This is a genomic window from Streptomyces sp. NPDC003035 (assembly GCF_042888285.1).
Lineage (GTDB): Bacteria > Actinomycetota > Actinomycetes > Streptomycetales > Streptomycetaceae > Streptomyces.
The window spans coordinates 633183-650389 of record NZ_JBIAPJ010000001.1 but is presented as its reverse complement, the minus strand read 5'-3'; the positions used below and the strand labels follow the sequence as shown (position 1 = coordinate 650389).

At 73.3% G+C, this 17207-nt stretch carries 14 protein-coding genes; 4 read left to right on the top strand and 10 right to left on the bottom strand.

The genetic code is table 11. From position 1 onward, the window contains the following. Positions 1-3 precede the first annotated feature (3 nt). Positions 4-1236 carry an aminotransferase class I/II-fold pyridoxal phosphate-dependent enzyme gene (locus tag ACFYV5_RS02900; RefSeq protein ID WP_389163553.1) on the bottom strand — a complete coding sequence of 411 codons (1233 nt, stop codon included), beginning with the start codon at positions 1234-1236 and terminating at the stop codon, positions 4-6. 299 nt (positions 1237-1535) lie between these two features. Then, a complete protein-coding gene (locus ACFYV5_RS02895; protein WP_389163551.1) occupies positions 1536-3386 on the bottom strand; it encodes a transketolase in 1851 nt (616 codons plus the stop codon). Between the two features lie 189 nt (positions 3387-3575). Here ACFYV5_RS02895 and ACFYV5_RS02890 point away from each other — a divergent pair, with 189 nt between their 5' ends. Next, positions 3576-4412 carry a methyltransferase domain-containing protein gene (locus ACFYV5_RS02890; protein ID WP_355116322.1) on the top strand — a complete coding sequence of 279 codons (837 nt, stop codon included), beginning with the start codon at positions 3576-3578 and terminating at the stop codon, positions 4410-4412. A 21-nt stretch (positions 4413-4433) separates the two neighbouring features. Further along, complete coding sequence (locus ACFYV5_RS02885) at positions 4434-4781, top strand: VOC family protein (protein WP_389163547.1); 348 nt, start codon at positions 4434-4436, stop codon at positions 4779-4781. A 160-nt stretch (positions 4782-4941) separates the two neighbouring features. Here the strand turns inward: ACFYV5_RS02885 and ACFYV5_RS02880 are convergent, their stop codons facing one another. Then, positions 4942-5283: a hypothetical protein gene (locus ACFYV5_RS02880; RefSeq protein ID WP_355115662.1), complete on the bottom strand. Its 342-nt coding sequence runs from the start codon at positions 5281-5283 to the stop codon at positions 4942-4944. Between the two features lie 229 nt (positions 5284-5512). Beyond that, positions 5513-6940 (bottom strand): MFS transporter, encoded by a 1428-nt coding sequence (locus ACFYV5_RS02875; RefSeq protein WP_355115664.1) that lies wholly within the window; start codon positions 6938-6940, stop codon positions 5513-5515. A gap of 181 nt (positions 6941-7121) precedes the next feature. On the opposite strand from ACFYV5_RS02875, the gene ACFYV5_RS02870 reads away from it, so the two are divergent. After that, on the top strand, positions 7122-7871 hold the full coding sequence (locus tag ACFYV5_RS02870) for a GntR family transcriptional regulator (RefSeq protein WP_389163543.1): 750 nt from the start codon (positions 7122-7124) through the stop codon (positions 7869-7871). 67 nt (positions 7872-7938) lie between these two features. Beyond that, positions 7939-9036 (top strand): adenosine deaminase, encoded by a 1098-nt coding sequence (locus tag ACFYV5_RS02865; protein WP_389163540.1) that lies wholly within the window; start codon positions 7939-7941, stop codon positions 9034-9036. A gap of 109 nt (positions 9037-9145) precedes the next feature. Here ACFYV5_RS02865 and ACFYV5_RS02860 read toward each other — a convergent pair whose 3' ends face one another. The 6 genes from ACFYV5_RS02860 to ACFYV5_RS02835 form a co-directional block, all read right to left on the bottom strand. Then, positions 9146-9871 (bottom strand): GNAT family protein, encoded by a 726-nt coding sequence (locus ACFYV5_RS02860; RefSeq protein WP_355115670.1) that lies wholly within the window; start codon positions 9869-9871, stop codon positions 9146-9148. A gap of 155 nt (positions 9872-10026) precedes the next feature. Next, the gene (locus tag ACFYV5_RS02855; protein WP_389165034.1) at positions 10027-11805 is read right to left on the bottom strand and encodes a CocE/NonD family hydrolase; all 1779 of its coding nucleotides are present in this window, start codon (positions 11803-11805) and stop codon (positions 10027-10029) included. Positions 11806-11938: 133 nt separating this feature from the next. Then, positions 11939-12901, bottom strand: a complete 963-nt coding sequence (locus tag ACFYV5_RS02850) for an LD-carboxypeptidase (RefSeq protein ID WP_389163537.1) — start codon at positions 12899-12901, stop codon at positions 11939-11941. Beyond that, positions 12898-14892 carry a prolyl oligopeptidase family serine peptidase gene (locus ACFYV5_RS02845; RefSeq protein ID WP_389163534.1) on the bottom strand — a complete coding sequence of 665 codons (1995 nt, stop codon included), beginning with the start codon at positions 14890-14892 and terminating at the stop codon, positions 12898-12900. Before ACFYV5_RS02845 ends, ACFYV5_RS02850 begins: the two co-directional genes overlap by 4 nt. 73 nt (positions 14893-14965) lie before the next feature. Further along, complete coding sequence (locus ACFYV5_RS02840; RefSeq protein ID WP_389163531.1) at positions 14966-16330, bottom strand: M20/M25/M40 family metallo-hydrolase; 1365 nt, start codon at positions 16328-16330, stop codon at positions 14966-14968. Further along, the gene (locus tag ACFYV5_RS02835) at positions 16323-17156 is read right to left on the bottom strand and encodes a M55 family metallopeptidase (protein ID WP_355115676.1); all 834 of its coding nucleotides are present in this window, start codon (positions 17154-17156) and stop codon (positions 16323-16325) included. The genes ACFYV5_RS02840 and ACFYV5_RS02835 overlap by 8 nt, the downstream gene beginning before the upstream one ends. Between the last annotated feature and the right edge of the window lie 51 nt (positions 17157-17207).

Genomic DNA, 17207 nt, shown 5'->3' with positions numbered 1-17207 from the left:
GGCTCACCGGAGTTCCTCCAGGGCGGCTCCGAAGGAGCTCAACGCGCGGGCCACGTGCGGCAATTCCACCGGGTCGGCCGATGCGAGGGACTCCATCCGCTCCTCCTCCGTCGATCCCAGGAACGCGCCGGTGTCGAACCGTACGCGCAGGGCGCCGAGTTCGTCGCCGAAGCGGTGTCCGCCGGGCACGGGGGTGCCCAGCCGCCGGCTGAGGTGGTTCTCCAGCTCCATGGAGTCGGTGACGCCGCGGGCGGAGAGCCCGGCCCGGAGCGGACCGAGGTCGGCGTAGAGGTGGCGGCCCGCCTGCGGGGGCCGGGCGAGGGCGCCGGCGGAGAGGACCGCCCGGTGCGCCGCGGCGGCCACGCGCGCGTGGAGGGCGGCGGAGAGGGCGGTACGGACGGTGACGTCCTCCGGTTCGTCGAGGGCGTGCGCGGCGGCGGGGGCGACCGGTCCCGCGACGAAGGCGCCGAGCGCGGTGAGGATGTCGAGGGTGCGGGCCCGGGGGTCGGTGTAGCGGTCCGCGCGTGCCGGGCCGGTGGGCGGGAAGCGGGCCACGGCGCAGGGCCAGGCGGCCGGGGCGAGGGCGCCGGCCAGGTCGTACAGCACGGTGACGTCGTCCGGGCACATCTCGGCGGGGCTGAGGAGCACCGTGTCGTGGCGCCGGTGCAGGGTGTCGCGCCAGGTCTCGTCGCTGATGATGTGCAGCCCCTCGGCGACGGCGGCCTCGCACGCCTCGCGGACGAGCTCGGGCGGGGCGACGGTGGCGGTGGGATCGTCGGCGACGGAGAGCAGCAGCAGACGGGGGTGACCGCCTTCGGCGCGGACCCGCCGGACGGTTTCGAGCAGGGCGTACGGGTCGGGTACGCCACCGCACTCGGCGGGGGTGGGCACGTGGTAGGCGGGGCGGCCGAGGAGGCGGGCCTGCGGGGTCCACCAGGCGGGGCAGGGGCGGGGCAGCAGGATGTCACCGCCGTACGCGGCGATCAGGGCGAGCAGCAGGGGTTGCGCGCCCGGGGCCGCGACGACGTCCTCGGCGTGGGCGCGCAGGCCGCGGCGCCACCAGTAGCCGACGGCGGCCTCCCGGAGCACCGGCCCGCCGCCGGGCGGTTCGACGGCGGTGCGATCCGCGGCGGCGGCGAGGATCGCGGCGAGCCCGGGGAGCACGGGCAGGCCGGGTTCCGGGGCCGGCGGGCCGTAGCGCACCGGGCCGCGGCCTTCCGGAGCCGTCTGCCGCATCTCCCGCACCTCCTGAGCACCCGGTGATGCCCGTACGACACCCCCAGTGCCCTTTATACGAAGGTTCGAGGTGGTTCGCTGCTTCGGGGACGGCCCGGGCGGCGTCGGGAGCGGCGCCGGTGGCGCGGGAACCTCGGCCGTTTCCGGCGCGCCCGGCCGGGGCCGTCCGGGTGACGGACGGGAGATCGCCCCCGGGGCGGCGGGTGGGGGAGACACGGCTGCGGCGGATGAGGGAGACATGGCTGCGGCGGGTGAGGGGGACATGGCTGCGGCGACCTCCTCGCGATCCGTCGGCGGGCTCACCGCACCAGGACCCGCTGCACCATCAGTTCGACGGCCGAGACGATCGCGTCCGCGTCGATGCCGGCGTCGTGCAGCTGTTCCTCCGGGGTCGCGGAGTGGGGCATGGAGCGTACGGCGAGCCGCGCCAGGCGGGGCATCTGGCCGTGCCCGTTGGCGTACGCCTCGGCGACCGCGTCACCGAGCCCGCCCTCGGGGTGGTGGTCCTCCACGGTCAGGACGCATCCGGTCGCCCCGGCCGCCTGGTCGAGGGTCGCGGTGTCCACCGGTTTCACCGAATAGAGGTCGATCACCCGGATCGGCAGTCCGATCTCCGCGAGCCGGTCGGCGGCCTTCAGTGCCTCGTGCACGGTCACCCCGGCGGCGACGACGGTCGCCCGGTCGTCCTCCCCGTGACTGCGGAGCACCTTGCTCCCGCCGACCGGGAAGTCCTCCTCGGGTCCGTACAGGACGGGGGTGCCGCCGCGCGTGGTGCGCAGATAGCGGACGCCGTCGAGATCGGCCATGGTCTCCACGAGTTTCGCCGTCTGGTGGGCGTCGCAGGGGTAGAGGACGGTGCTGCCGTGCACGGCCCGCAGCATCGCCAGGTCCTCCAGCCCCATCTGGCTGGGTCCGTCCTGGCCGATGGAGACTCCGGCGTGGGAACCGACGAGGTTGATCCCGGCCCGGCTGACGGCCGCCATGCGGACGAAGTCGTAGGCGCGGGTGAGGAACGCGGCGAAGGTGGAGGCGTACGGGACGTAGCCGCGCGCCTGGAGTCCGACGGCGGCTCCGACCAGCTGCTGTTCGGCGATCCAGCACTCGAAGTAGCGCTCGGGGTGCGCCTTCGCGAAGAACTCGGTGCGGGTCGAGTCGCTCACCTCGCCGTCCAGCGCGACGACGTCGCCGCGCACGTCGCCGAGGGCGGCGAGGGCGTGCCCGTAGGCGTCGCGGGTGGCGACCTTCTCGCCCTTGTCGTACCGCGGGAGCCGCGGTGCGCCGTCCCTGACGGGACGGGGCACCAGCGCGGCGGGCGGGTCGGTCACCCGGACCTGCAGCTCGCTCGGTCCGCCCAGTTCGGCGATGGCGGCCTTGGCGTCGGGGAGCGGTTTGCCGTGCATCCCCTCGCGGTTCTCGACGGCGGCCACGCCCCGGCCCTTGCGGGTGGCGGCGAGGACGGCGGTGGGCCGGCGGACGGTCGCCCGCGCCTCGCGCAGCGCCGCGTCGACGGCCTGGACGTCGTGGCCGTCGATCCGGACGGTGTGCCAGCCGAAGGCCTCGAGGCGGGCGGCGTACGCGCCCAGGTCGTGCTGGTGGCGGGTGGGGCCGCGCTGGCCGAGGCGGTTGACGTCGACGATCAGGGTGAGGTTGTCCAGGCCGCAGTAGGCGGCGTGCTCGACGGCCTCCCAGACGGAGCCCTCGGCCATCTCGCTGTCGCCGCTGACCACCCACACCTGGTACGGGACGCGGTCGAGGAACTTTCCGGCCAGCGCCATGCCGACGCCGATGGGCAGTCCCTGGCCCAGGGAGCCGGTGGCGACGTCGACCCAGGGCAGCCGGGGTGTGGGGTGGCCTTCGAGGAGGCTTCCCTTGCCGCGGAAGGTGAGGAGCTCGCTCTCGCCGACGACGCCGGCGGCCCTGTACATCGCGTAGAGCAGGGGTGAGGCGTGCCCCTTGGACAGGACGAGCCGGTCGTTGCCCGGGTGGTCGGGGCGGTCGAAGTCGTAGCGGAGGTGGTGGGCGAGCAGCACGGCGCCGATCTCCGCGGCCGACATCGAGGAGGTCGGGTGGCCGGAGCCGGCCGCGTCGGCGGCCCGCACGGCATCGACGCGGAGCTGCCGTGCGAGCGAGGACATCGTTTCGTACCGCATCACGAACCTTCCTCCACGAGCCATCGCGGCGGCCGGGAACTGGCGAGTCCATCGAGCGGGTACCCAGGGCCCGGAGGCGTATGCCCGGGGATTCCCGCGAACCCGCTGCCCACATACCGAGATTGGCATCTCACGATACGAATCGAGCGCGTACCGTGGCCGTACCCACCCACACGAGGGAGATCGGTCATGAGCCATGCCTCCGAGCAGTCCAGGCCGCAGGAGACCGCCGTCTACACCCACGGGCACCACGAGTCGGTGCTGCGGTCGCACAGCTGGCGCACCGCCGCCAACTCCGCGGCCTATCTGATCCCGGAACTGCGCCCCGGCCTGGACGTCCTGGACGTGGGCTGCGGACCGGGCACCATCACCGCCGATCTGGCCGCGCTGGTCGCGCCCGGCCGGGTGACCGGCGTGGACGCGGCCGAGGACGTGCTGGGCAAGGCGCGGGCCACGGCCGCCGAACGGGGCGTGCGGAACGTGGAGTTCGCGGTGGCCGACGTCCATGCCCTGGACTTCCCGGACGACTCGTTCGACGTCGTCCACGCCCACCAGGTGCTGCAGCACGTGGGCGACCCGGTGCGGGCGCTGCGCGAGATGCGGAGGGTCTGCCGCCCGGGCGGTGTGGTCGCCGCCCGGGACAGCGACTACGGGGCCTTCACCTGGTACCCGGAACCGCCCGGCCTGGAGACGTGGCAGGAGCTGTACCGCCGCGTCGCGCGGGCCAACGGCGGCGAACCCGACGCGGGGAGGCGGCTGTTCGCCTGGGCGCGGCGGGCGGGGTTCACGGACGTCACGACGACGGCGAGCACCTGGTGCTTCGCGACGCCGGAGGAGCGGGCGTGGTGGAGCGGGCTGTGGGCGGACCGGACGACGGAGTCGGTGTACGCGGAGCTGGCCGTGGACGGCGGCCACACGACGGCCGGGGCCCTGGCCGACATCGCCGAGGCGTGGCGGGAGTGGGGCCGGCGGGAGGACGCCTGGTTCATGGTCCCGCACGGCGAGATCCTGTGCCGTGTCTCCTGAGCCTCAACTAGGCTTTTCCGTATGGAGATTCTGGGTACCACGCTGCGTGTCTGCGTCGACGATCTCGATGCGGCGGTCGACTTCTACGAGCGGCTGACCGGCGCCTCCGCCCTGCGCTTCGAGCGGGGCGGGGTGGCGGTCGCGGCCGTCGGATGCTTTCTGCTGATGAGCGGACCGGAGTCGGAGCTGGAGGTGCTGCGGAAGGTCACCGCGACGATCTCCGTCCAGGATGTGGACGAGGCGTTCACCGCGCTGACGGAGGCGGGTGCCAAGGTCCTGGCCGGCCCGGTCCCGACCCCGGTCGGCCGTAATCTGATCGCGGTCCACCCGGACGGCTCGGTCTTCGAGTACGTCGACCGCCGGGTCTGATCCACCGGACACGAGCTCAGGGTGCGGCGAGGGCGTCCACCACGAGGCCCATGAGCAGGGGCGCCCGCTGTGCCGTCGGGGTCGACGCGCACGGCATGCCGGCGATGCGGTCCGGTGCCGGGCGCGGGCACGGACGGTGCGGCTTCCCGGCTGGTGGTGGCTAGCGGCGGGCCGAGCGGACCTTCCTCGGGCAGCTCTCCCCCTTCTTCACCACGCCGATCACGACGGTGGCCCGCCCGTCGAGGGCCGCGCCCTCGTCCGGATGCTGGGTGCACACCGTCCAGTGGGGCGGCCACAGCACCCGCCGGTCGCTCCCGCCGACGTCGTGGACGTCGAGGCGCGTGCGGTGATCGAGCGTGGTGAAGACCCGCCAGAGTCCCTTGCCGAGGAAGGAGGGCATCGGCGGGGCGTCCTCCTCGGCCACCGCCTCCTCCCCCGTCGTGACGGCCACCGCCGCGAGCGCGAGGACCGCGCCCGTACCCAGGACCGCCGCCCGCCTCATGCCCGCCTCCGGGTCGCCGCGCCATGTGCCCGGACCGCGGTCCGGCCGGGCGTGCGGGGTCCGGTGCACCGGGGCCGGCCCGTACTCGATGTCTCCGTGGGACTCATGCCCGGACCTCTCCGTCCTCGTACGCGACCGCCCCCGTGGGACCAGGATGGAGGGATCCGGTCCGCACGGGGGCGGTGGGAAGGGCCGTACGGGTGAGGGTGCGGCCTCGCCCGGGGCCCGGTCAGTGGTGGGCGAGCACCGGCTGCGGCGCGTCGGACGGGGTCTCGGCCGGATCCGGGCGCTGGATGAGCAGGGCCGTCACGACGCCGATGCCGAGCAGCGCGAGGGCCGTGTACATGGCGTGCTGGTAGCCGGCCTCGGTCGGGCCGCCCGCGTCGCTGCCCGCCGTGATCATCGCGGAGGCCAGGGCGATGCCCAGCGAGGCACCGATGCCGAAGCAGGCGCCGTTGAGGCCGGAGAGCGAGCCGGGCTTGTCCTTGGGGGCCGTGGTGACGGCGAGGCCGTTGAGGCCGGTCAGCATGAACCCGCCGTATGTGACGCCGAGCGCCGCGAGCGAGGCGACCAGGATCCACTCGTTGTGCAGGAAGAACGTGGCGAAGAGGAAGATCGCGAAGTTGGCGACCGCGCCGGTGACGACGATCGTGCGCCAGCCGACCTTCGGACCGAGGCGGCCGGTCAGCGGGGCCGAGACCACGCCGATCAGCTGAATAGGCGTGAGGAAGAGGACGGCGGCGGTGACGGCGGAGAGGCCGAGGCCGACCCGGGCGTCCTGCGAGAAGAGCGGGATCGTGAGCGCGATGGCGCCGAAGGCGCCGCCCAGGGTGCAGACCGTGGTGAGCAGCAGCGGCCAGGCGCGGCGCGAGGCGAGCACCTCGATGTCGATGACCGGGTTGGCGGCGCTCTTCTGCGAGACGACGAAGAAGACGAGCGAGGCCAGGCCGCCGAGGAGGAAGCCGAGGGTGAGCACGGAGGTCCAGCCCCAGGCGGCGCCCTGGGCGAGGCCGACGAGGATGCCGGTGAGGCCGAGCGCGAGGGCGGTGATGCCCCGGGAGTCGAAGCGGCCGTCGGTCGCGGTGGCCGGGACGTCGGGGACGTACTTCCGTACGCCGATGAGGCCCGCCACGGCGATCAGGGTGGAGCAGACGAAGATGCCGCGGAAGCCGATGGTGTCGGCGATCTGGCCGCCGGCGATGGCGTCGACGCCCGCGAGGCCGCCGTTGACGGCGGTGATGATGCCCGCGGCCTTGCCGAAGCCGGCCGGGGTCAGCGACTGGTTGAGGGTGAGGAAGGCGAGGGTGAACATCGCGGCGGAGATGCCCTGGAGGATCCGGCCGGCGATGAAGACCTCGATGTTCGGCGCGAAGACGCAGAGCAGGTTTCCGGCGATCAGCACGAAGGCGCAGACGATCATCATCGGCTTGCGGCCGCGCTGGTCGCTGAGGCGGGCGAGCGTCACCTGGCCGATGGCCGCCATCAGGAAGAAGAGGGTCTGCGAGAGACCGGCGGCGGCCGTGGTGGTGCCCAGGCGTTCGATGACATCCGGCAGTGCGGGGCTGAGCATCGTGGCGTTGATCTGGTAGCCGAGGACGGCGAGGACCATCGCCAGGAGCATGGGCCCACGGCCCGTGAGGTCGGATTTGGCTGACATATCGGCCCCTTTGCCTTGGATGTCACGTTCATTGGGCACGCCGCTCGCCACACCCACTGATGCTTGTCTGACAAGCAGCGCCCCGACAGGCTGGACTCTACGCGCGTAAAACGTCAAGACCCTTGGCCCTGTGAATCCGGATACGCTGTGGCCTGCCGACAAGTGAGGCGGAGGAGGGGCAGTGGCAGTCAGCGGACAGCAGCGGCGACCGGTCGTGGTGCTCTACGAGCGGATCGCGGACGCCATCCACGACGGCACCTATCCCCCCGGTTCGACCCTCCCCTCCGAGCCGAAGCTCGCCGGCGAGCTGGGCGTGAGCCGCCCCGCCCTGCGCGAGGCCCTGCTGCTCCTTCAGGAGGACGGGCTGCTCTCGGTACGGCGCGGTGTCGGCCGGACCGTCAACGACCACCCGCCACGGCGCGGTTTCGAGCACATCCAGCCGCTGGAGGAGCTGATCGGGACCGGCACGCCGCTGCGCGTACGGGCCCTTCTGCGGGCGGTCGAGGAGCCCACCGACTTCACCACCCAGCACCTGCTCGCCCCGGCCAGGGCGGAGCTGCGCTTCTGGGAGTCCCTGCTGGCCGGAGAGGGTACGGCGGCGGCCCTGAGCCAGGAGTGGGCGGCCGCCGACGACGTACTGGAGCGGGTGCACCCGGAATTCGCCCGGGCGCTGCGCACGACGCAGGCGGCCGAGCGCACCTCCATGCTGGCGGTGCTCGCCGGCGCCTCGCGCGGGGTGCCGCTCGGGGCGCACAGCAGTGTGACCGCGACGCTGGTCGGCCAGCGCCGCGGCGAGCAGCTCGGCCGCCCGGCCGACACCCCGGCGGTCCTGATCACCCAGGTCGTACGGGTCGGGGACACCCCGGTCCTGGCGGCCAAGCACATGCTGCCGACGGGCGCTCCCGCCCTCCCCGTACTGCAGTCCAACTGATCCGCCCGAGCACCCTGTCACCACCGTCACAGCGGCGGTGGTTCAGCGTGGCGTACACTTCCGCGCCATGCACTTGTCTGACAACCTCGCCGCCTCTGCCGCCCCCGCCGTCTCCGACTGGATCCGTCGGGCTCCGAAGGCCGTCCTCCACGACCACCTCGACGGCGGCCTGCGTCCCGCCACCATCGTCGAACTGGCCCGGGAGTGCGGCTACACCGCGCTGCCGACCGAGGACCCGGCCGCGCTCGCGGTCTGGTTCCGGGACGCCGCCGACTCCGGTTCGCTGGAGCGGTACCTGGAGACCTTCGCCCACACCTGCGCGGTGATGCAGACCCGCGAGGCGCTGCACCGGATCGCGGCCGAGTGCGCCGAGGACCTGGCGGCGGACGGGGTCGTCTACGCCGAGATCCGCTACGCCCCCGAGCAGCACCTGGCGGCCGGCCTGACCCTCGACGAGGTCGTCGAGGCCGTGAACGACGGCTTCCGCGAGGGCGAGCGCCGCGCCGGCGGACGGATCACCGTCCGCGCGCTGCTCACCGGCATGCGCCACACCGACCGTTCCCTGGAGATCGCCCGGCTCACCGTGGCGCACCGCGACCGGGGCGTGGCCGGCTTCGACATCGCCGGCGGCGAGATCGGCAACCCGCCGGCCCGCCACCTCCCGGCCTTCCAGCACCTCAAGCAGCACAACTGCCACTTCACGATCCACGCCGGCGAGGCCGTCGGCGCGGAGTCGATCCACGAGGCCGTCCAGGTCTGCGGCAGCGAGCGAATCGGCCACGGCGTGCGGATCACGGACGACATCGCCGAGGACGGCACGCTCGGCCACCTGGCCGCGTACGTCCGCGACAACCGGATCGCCCTGGAGGTCTGCCCGACCTCCAACCTGCAGACGGGCGCGGCCAAGGACTACGCCTCGCACCCGATCGACGAGCTGCGCCGGCTCGGCTTCCGCATCACGCTCAACACGGACAACCGGCTGGTCTCCGGCACCACCATGAGCGAGGAGTTCCAGCACATGGTGGACGCCTTCGGCTACGGCCCGGAGGTCTTCGAGGAGTTCACGGTCGCCGCGCTCGACGCCGCCTTCCTGCCGCTGCCGGAGCGGCAGCGGCTGATCGACGAGGTCGTGCGCCCGGGGTACGCGGCGCTCGCGGCGCGCTAGTCGCCCTCCGCGGAGAGCCCCGCCCGGTCGGGCGGGGCTCTCGCTGCTCCCGGACCGGCGGGGTTCTCCCCCACGCCGGGAAGCGGCGGGGCTCTCCGCCGCTACACCGTTACGCCGGGACGAGCGGGCCGCGCGGGCACGCGGGCGGCGCCGCCACCGCCTCGCGCCGGGACACCCCGTCGCGCCGGGTCGCGCGGTCGAGCCTGGCCTCGATGACGGCCCGCACGGCCGGCCACTCCTCGTCGAGGATCGAGTAGAAGGCGGTGCTGCGCACGGCCCCGTCCAGCCCTCGTGAATGAGCCCGGTGCACGCCCTCGCAGGTGGCGCCCAGACGCTCGATGGCGGCCCGCGAGCGGAGGTTCCGGGCATCGGCCCGCATCGAGATCCGCCGTACGCCCCACCCCTCGAAGGCGTGGCGCAGCATCAGCAGCTTGGCCTCGGTGTTGATGCCGGTGCCCTGGGCCTGCGGCGAGAGCCAGGTGTTGCCGATCTCGGCCGCGTCGGGGACGGCGGTGGCCGGATCCCCGTGCGGCACTCCGGGTACGGAGGGCCAGACCAGCGGCCCCTGCCAGTAGTCGAGCTGCAGGAACCTGGTCGCGCCCACGACCCGCCCGTCGGCCGCGCTCACGACGGCGAAGGGCAGTGCCCGGCCCGCGCCCTGTTCGGCGAGGGCGCGTTCGATATAGAGGTGTGCCGTCTCCGGGCTGTGCGGGACGGGGGTGAACGCGTACGTCGTACGGTCCTCGGCACCAGCGGCGGCGATCGCGGCGGCGTGGTGCGGAGCGAGAGGCTCCAGCCGCACGGTGCGGCCGGTGAGCACAACGGGAAGCGGCACGGGGCCTTCGGTCTTTCTAGGAGGGGGGATGTGCCGCCACGCACCGGCGTATCACGATGCGAGAGGCGGAGGCACAGTCTCCGTCCCGGCGCCCGCGAAATGGGAAAAGAAAAGGTAAAGAACAGCGGACGGTCGTGTGAATCCACACCCCTGGCCTAACCCACCCGGCCTCGCACGATGGGCAGCTCCAGCGTCCCGGTGTCCTCGGGGGCGCTGACGACCGTCACCGGCTTGATCCCGCGGTTGCCGGCGTACGCGGTGTCGCTCGCCGCGATCACGAACTCCAGGCGGTGGCCCGTCTCGTAGCGGTGCACGATGCCCGGCAGCTCCACCGTGAAGGGACGGGTCGCGTCCGGCACCCGCACCGGCGCGACGAGCCGGTTGACGAGGGTCTTCTTCCCGTCCGGCGCGATGTCGTAGACCTTCGCGAAGAGCACGAGCTTGTCGGCGGCGTCGCCGGAGTCCTGGACGCGCTCGGTCTTCGGCGAGACGACCCGGAGCGTGGCCTTCGGGGAGCCGACGAGGTCGACGGGGGCCGTGAGCGGGGCGCTGGTCCAGCCGAGGTAGGTGCCCGTGGTGTCGTACGGCTGGGGGTCGGGCAGGCCGATCATGCCGGCCAGCGAGGACTCCGAGTGGCTCGTGGGGACCAGCCAGTTGCTGTACTGGCGCGAGCCCCGGGCGACCTTGGCCCGGTTGTCGACGAGCTTGCCGTCGCCGGAGAGGTAGAGCTTCTGGCTGAGGGCCGGGACGGTGGCGGCGGTGCCGTAGCCGCTCTGCCAGGAGCGGTAGTAGGCGAACTCGGCCCCGGTGCCGGCGGACCGGTCGTCCCGGAGGTACCGGTCGAACCAGGCGAGGACGCGCTGCCCGACGTAACTGGTCTCCAGATTCCCCTGCCCGAGGTCGAGTTCCCCGGCGGCGGGGTCGGTGATGCCGCCGCTGTGCCCCCACGACTGCCAGATCATCTTGGTCTCGACGCCCCGGGCCTGGAGCCGCTCGTAGGTGTCCTGGGCCTCGTTGAGGTTGAAAAGACTGTCGGACTGGCCCTGGACGATCAGCGTCGGCGCCTTGACGCGGTCGAGGTACGAGACCGGGGAGACGCTCCGCGCGAAGTCGAGCATCTTTTTGGACTCGGCCTCCGGGTAGCGGCCGGAGTTGAGCAGCCGGACGGTGTCGCAGGCGTCGGTGACGAAGTGCAGACAGCCGAGCGTGTTGATACGCGAGGGATCGAGGGAGGGGGCGAGCAGCGGCTGGCCCTCGCCCATCAGGTAGAAACCGTTGGCCCACTGCCATTTGAAGACGCCGGGGGTGGCGCGGTCGGCGCCGTTGGGGGCGAGGGAGTAGGCGAGGTCGTTCCAGGTGATGAGCGGGACGAGGGCGTCGAGGCGGGGGTCGACGGAGGCGGTCGCGAGCTGGATCGCGCCGCCGTAGGAGCCGCCGATCATGCCGACGCGCGGGTCGCCCGTGCCGTCCTTGGTGACGAAGTCGGCACGGGTGCCGTCGTCGGCGGCGCGGGTGCCGCCGAGGAAGTCGACGAGCCGGGTGGCGGCCTGTCCGTCGATGCGCGGGTCGTCGAGGGAGATCAGGCAGCCGGACTTCCCGAAGCCGAGCCCGGAGTAGACGAGTCCGACATAGCCCCGGGCGGCGAAGGCCTTCCCGATGGCGTCGGTGGACCCGTCCGTCTTGCTCCCGCCGAACCCGTTGGTGGCGAGCACGGCGGGCGCCGGGTGCGCGGCGTCCACCCCGGCCGGGCGGTAGAGGTCGGCGTCGACGGTGCAGCTCCGGTCGCCCGCCCGGACGGTGAAGCTCAGCGGGGTGACGGTGTACGAGCCCGGTTCGGCGCCGTTCGCCGGTGCGGTGAACGTGAGGGGCAGGGCGACCGCCGTGCCGGCGACCAGGGCGAGGGCCTTGCGGGATCGGGGCAGGGCGCGGGACACGGACACGGGGGCCTCCACACTGAGGATACCGACTGGTAAGTATCGAGCCGCGCTCATGGTGTGACACGTGTCATAACCCCGTCAACACGCCGGACAGCGGTTGTTGACGGAGATTCAGTGAAGGCCGGTCGGCTCAGGCGAGCGCGGGCACGTCCAGCGTCAGCGTCCCCGACTCCGTGTCCAGGACGCCCGGAATCCCCAGCGGGAAGGTCAGCGCCGTCTCGCTGTGACCGAAGCCCATCTCCTCCACCACCGGGACGCCGAGCCCGCCGAGCCGGTCGGCGAGGACCGCCCGGACCTCCTCGTGGGGCCCGCACTCCGCCCATGAGCCGAGCCCGATGCCGGCGACGCCGTCCAGCCAACCGGAGCGCAGCAGTTGGGTGAGGATCCGGTCCAGGCGGTACGGCTCCTCCCCCACGTCCTCCAGGAGCAGCAGCCCTCCGCGGGCCGAGGGGCGGCCGTTGGGCGTGGCGAGGTCCGCGGCGAGGAGGCTGACGCACCCGCCGAGGGTGACGCCGTGGGCCCGGCCGGGGACCAGGGTCCGTGCGGTGCCCAGGCCGAGGGTCCGTACCGACTCGGGCTCGAAGAGGGTCGCCCGCAGCGACTCCTGGGTGCGGGTGTCCTTGAGGAAGGTTCCGGCCGCGACCATCGGGCCGTGCAGCGTGGCGAGGCCCGCCCGGACGGCGAACGCCTCGTGCAGGGCGGTGACATCGCTGTAGCCGACGAACGCCTTGGGCCCCGCGGCCCGCATCGCCGACCAGTCGAGCAGGTCCACCATCCGCTGGACGCCGTAACCGCCCCGCGCGCAGATCACCGCGGAGACGGCCGGATCGCACCAGGCCTCCTGGAGGTCCCGGGCCCGGGCCTCGTCCGTACCGGCGAGATAGTCCAACTCCGGGTGCACATCGAGGACATGGGGACCCACCACCGGCTCGAGGTCCCAGCCGCGCAGGAGGTCGAGCCCGGCCGCGAGCCGCTCCTCCTGGACCGGCCCGCTGGGTGCGACGACGGCGACCCGCGCACCGGGGCGCAGTCGCGGGGGCCGGACCAGAGGGGCCACGGTCGGGGAGGACGCGGTCAGGGAGGACACGGTCACTTCCTCAGCTCCAGAAGGGGGACGTCGGTCCGGGCGATGCCGAAGGTCTGGACGTACAAGGAGAGTTCGGCCTCCAGGGCGCGGACCAAGGTCTCCGCGCGCCGGAAGCCGTGGCTCTCGCCCTCGAAGGCGATGTACGCGTGCGGCACGCCGCGCCCCGCCATGCGCGCCACGAACCGCTCGGCCTGCGCGGGCGGACAGATCACGTCGTCGAGCCCCTGGAGCAGGAGGAAGGGCGCGGAGATCCGCTCGACGTGGTCGAGCGGCGAGCGCTCCCGGTAGCGGGCGGGCACCTCGGTGAGCGGACCGACGAGCGATTCCAGGTACCGGGATTCAAAGTCGTGGGTCTCGTCGGTGGCCCAGCCCAGCAGGTCGAGGATGGGATAGATGATCGTGCCGCAGGCGTAGACCTCGGAGGTGACGAGGGAGGCAGCGGCGGTCCAGCCGCCGGCGCTGCCGCCCCGGATGGCGAGCCGCGCCGGGTCGGCGGTGCCCTCGGCGGCGAGCGCCTCGGCGACGGCCGCGCAGTCCTCCACGTCGACCACGCCCCACTGCTCGCGCAGCCGCTCGCGGTACGCCCGCCCGTAACCGGTGGACCCGCCGTAGTTGACCTCGGCGACGCCGATGCCGCGGGAGGTGAAGTAGGCGATCTCCAGGTCGAGGACGAGCGGAGCGTGCCCGGTCGGCCCGCCGTGCGCCCACACCACGAAGGGCGGCAGCTCGGCGCCGGGAGCGCTCCGGTCGGGGCTGTGCGGCGGGTAGACGTGGGCGTGGATCTCGCGGCCGTCAGGTCCGGTGAAGGTACGGATCTGGGGCTCGGGATAGTACGCGGGGTCGACCGGGTCGTCGTGGGCCGAGCCGATGACCCTGGCCCGGCCGGTGCAGGTGTCCAGCTCCACGACCTCGTAGGCGCTGCGCGGGCCCGCGGCGACGCCGACGACCCGGGTGCCGTGCACGGCGAGGGTGGCGGCCCACTCGGTCCAGGGGCCCGCGGTGTCGACGAGTTCGCCGCTCTCGGGGTCGAGTATGCCGAGCGCGGTGGCGCCCTTGCCGTGGACGACGGCGACGAGCCCGCTCTCCAGCGGCTGGAACCAGCTGAGGCCGATCTTCCACAGCGGCCCGCCGAACTCCTCGGGCCGCGGGCACAGGGCGACCGGCTCGCCGTCGTACCCGGACCGGTAGAGGTTCCACCAGCCGCTGCGGTCGCTGACGTACAGCAGCTGCCCGTCGGCGGTCCAGCCGACCTGCGGCACCGACTCCTCCGGTCCGCCGGCGACGGGCCGCGCGCCGTGGAAGGTGCCGTCGGCCGTGACGTCCGCGAGGAGCACCTCCGTACCGTCCCAGGGCATCCGCGGGTGGTCCCAGGCGATCCAGGCCGCCTGCCGTCCGTCCGGGGAGAGCCGGGGGCCGGTGACGAACCGGTGGCGTCCGTCGGAGAGTTCGCGTACGGCCGCGCGGTCCTCGGCGGCCGATCCGTCGAGGGGGACGGCCGCGAGGACGCGGCGGACGTCGGTGGGCGCGGGGCCGGTGAACTCCTCCAGGACGCACCAGACTTCGCCGCGATCGGGGTGGATCACCGGGTCGGCCCAGCGCAGTCCGCCGCCGACGGCGGAGACCGGGGTGAGCGGCCGGGGCGCGGCGGCGGGCGTGCCGGGGCCGGCGTCGGGTTCGTACGCGTAGAGCCGCTGGTCGGGGAAGTGGCTGAACACCACGAGCGGTCCCTGCTCCGCGCGCGCGACGCCCGCCCAGGGCTGTCCGCCGTATTCGACGACCCGGCTGCGGACGTTCCAGGGGGCGGGGAGCACCGACTCCTCGGTGCCGTCGGCCCGCCGGCGGACGAGCGCCCGCCGGCCACCCTCGGTGGGCCGTGGCGCGGTCCACCACACCTCGTCGCCGACGAAGCCGACGTACTCGGGACGGCCGTCGTGGCGGGCGGCGAGCGCGGCGTCGATGGGGGAAGGCCAGGTGCCGTAGGCGCCCGTGGGTACCATCTCGACTTCCTTTGCGCGGACGTGCACAGACGTGCACGGACTGGCGGGCTTACGTGGTGGTGCGGTTACCCGGTTACGCGGACTTCAGATAGTGGTCGAGGACGCGGACGCCGAAGTGCAGGGCGTCGACGGGGACACGCTCGTCGACTCCGTGGAACAGCGCCCCGTAGTCCAGTTCCGGGGGCAGCTTCAGCGGCGAGAAGCCGTATCCGGTGATGCCGAGCCGGGAGAACTGCTTGGCGTCCGTGCCGCCGGACATGGAGAACGGCACGACATGGCCGTCCGGGTCGAAGTGCTCGACGGCGGCGCGGAGTCGGGCGAAGGTGGGAGAGTCGACGGGCGCCTCCAGCGGCACCTCGCGGTGGTGGAACGCCCACTCCACGTCCGGCCCGGTGAGCCGGTCCATGGTCTCCGTGAACTCCTCCTCGCCGCCCGGCAGCATCCGGCCGTCGACGTAGGCGACGGCGTGCCCGGGGATGACGTTGACCTTGTAACCGGCCTCCAGCATCGTCGGGTTGGCGCTGTTGCGCACGGTCGGCTCGACCAGCGCGGCGGCCGGGCCCAGCTTCTCGAGGAGCTGGTCGACGTCGAAGCCGTCCGCGCTCACGTCGGTCTCGATGCCGTACAGCGCGGCCAGTTCGGTGAGCGCGGCCCGTACGGTCCGGGTGAGGCGGACGGGCCAGGGGTGGGCGCCGATGCGGGCGACGGCGGCGGCGAGGCGGGTGACGGCGTTGGCCGTGTTCACCTTGGAGCCGTGCCCGGCCCGGCCGTGCGCGGTGAGCTTGACCCAGGCGGTGCCGCGCTCGCCGGCGGCGATCGGGTAGAGCGTCATGCCGGGGGTCGGGTGGAAGCTGAAGGCGCCGGACTCGCTGATGCCTTCGGTGCAGCCCTCGAAGAGCCCGGGGTGGTGATCGGCGAGGAAGCCCGAACCGTCCTCGGCGCTGGCCTCCTCGTCGGCGGTGTAGGCGAGGACGATGTCGCGGCGCGGCCGGATGCCTCGCCGGGCCCAGGAGCGGACGACGGCCAGGACCATGGCGTCCATGTTCTTCATGTCGACGGCGCCGCGTCCCCAGACCACCCCGTCGCGGACCTCGCCGGAGAAGGGGTGGACGGCCCAGTCGGCGGGCTCCGCCGGAACGACGTCGAGATGGCCGTGGACGAGCAGGGCGTCGGCGGAGGGATCGGTGCCCTCGATGCGTGCCACCACGTTGGTGCGGCCGGGGGTCCGCTCCAACAGAGCGGGTTCGAGCCCGGCGGCGGCGAGGCGTTCGGCGACGTACTCGGCGGCGGGCCGCTCACGGCAGTCGCCGCCGCCCCGGTTGGTGGTGTCGATCCGGATCAGCTCGGAGGTGAAGGTCACCACCTCGTCGAGCGCCATCTCGTCGAGCGCCACCTCGTCGAGCGCCGTGGCGTCCGCTCCCCGGCCCGGCTCAGCCATACTGCTCCTCCACCGCTGCGGAGACGATCGTGGTGACCGCCTTGAACGTGCGAATGCCCTCGTACATCGTCTCGCTGGTGTACGCGACCCGGCGCTCGCCGCTCCGGGCCACGCCGGGCACCACCGTGGCGGCGGCCGCCAGATGCTCGGCGTCGAACTCCAGCTCCACCGTGAAGGGGCCGCCCCGCACCGGCTCGTGCCGTACGGCGAGGGCGGCCGCGGCCTTCGCGGCGGCCCGGATCTCGCTCGCGGTGCGCTTCGGGGTCCGGCACACCGCCGCGTACCGCGAGACGTGGTCCTTGACCGCGACCTTGAGCGCCTCGGGCGCGTACCCCAGGGCGTCCTCGCAGGTCAGGTCGTCGCCGGTGACGAGGACGACCGGTACCCCGTACTCCGCCACGACACGGGCGTTCAGCAGTCCCTCGCTCGCCCGCTCTCCGTCGAGCCACACGCCGGTGATGGAGTTCGCGAGGTAGGTGTGCGCGAGGACGCCTTCTGCCCCCGCGCCGGTGTGGTACCCGACGAAGGCGATGCCGTCGACGTCCCCGTGCTGCACGCCCTCCACCATGGAGAGCGACTTGTGGCGCCCGGTGAGCATCTCGGCCCGTTCGTCGAGCTGCTCCAGGAGCAGGTTCCGCATGGTCCAGTGCGCCTCGTTGATCAGCACCTCCTCGGCGCCGCCGTCGAAGAAGCCGAGGACGGCCGCGTTGACGTCCGAGGTGAACATGGACCGGCACCGTTCCCACTGGGGTGTCCCGGGCAGCACGTCGGCGGGCCAGGTGACTCCGGTGGCGCCCTCCATGTCGGCGCTGATCAGGATCTTCATGCCCTTGGGCCTCCCCGAGCTCGGCGGGGCCCGCGTGCCCCGCCGACGCCG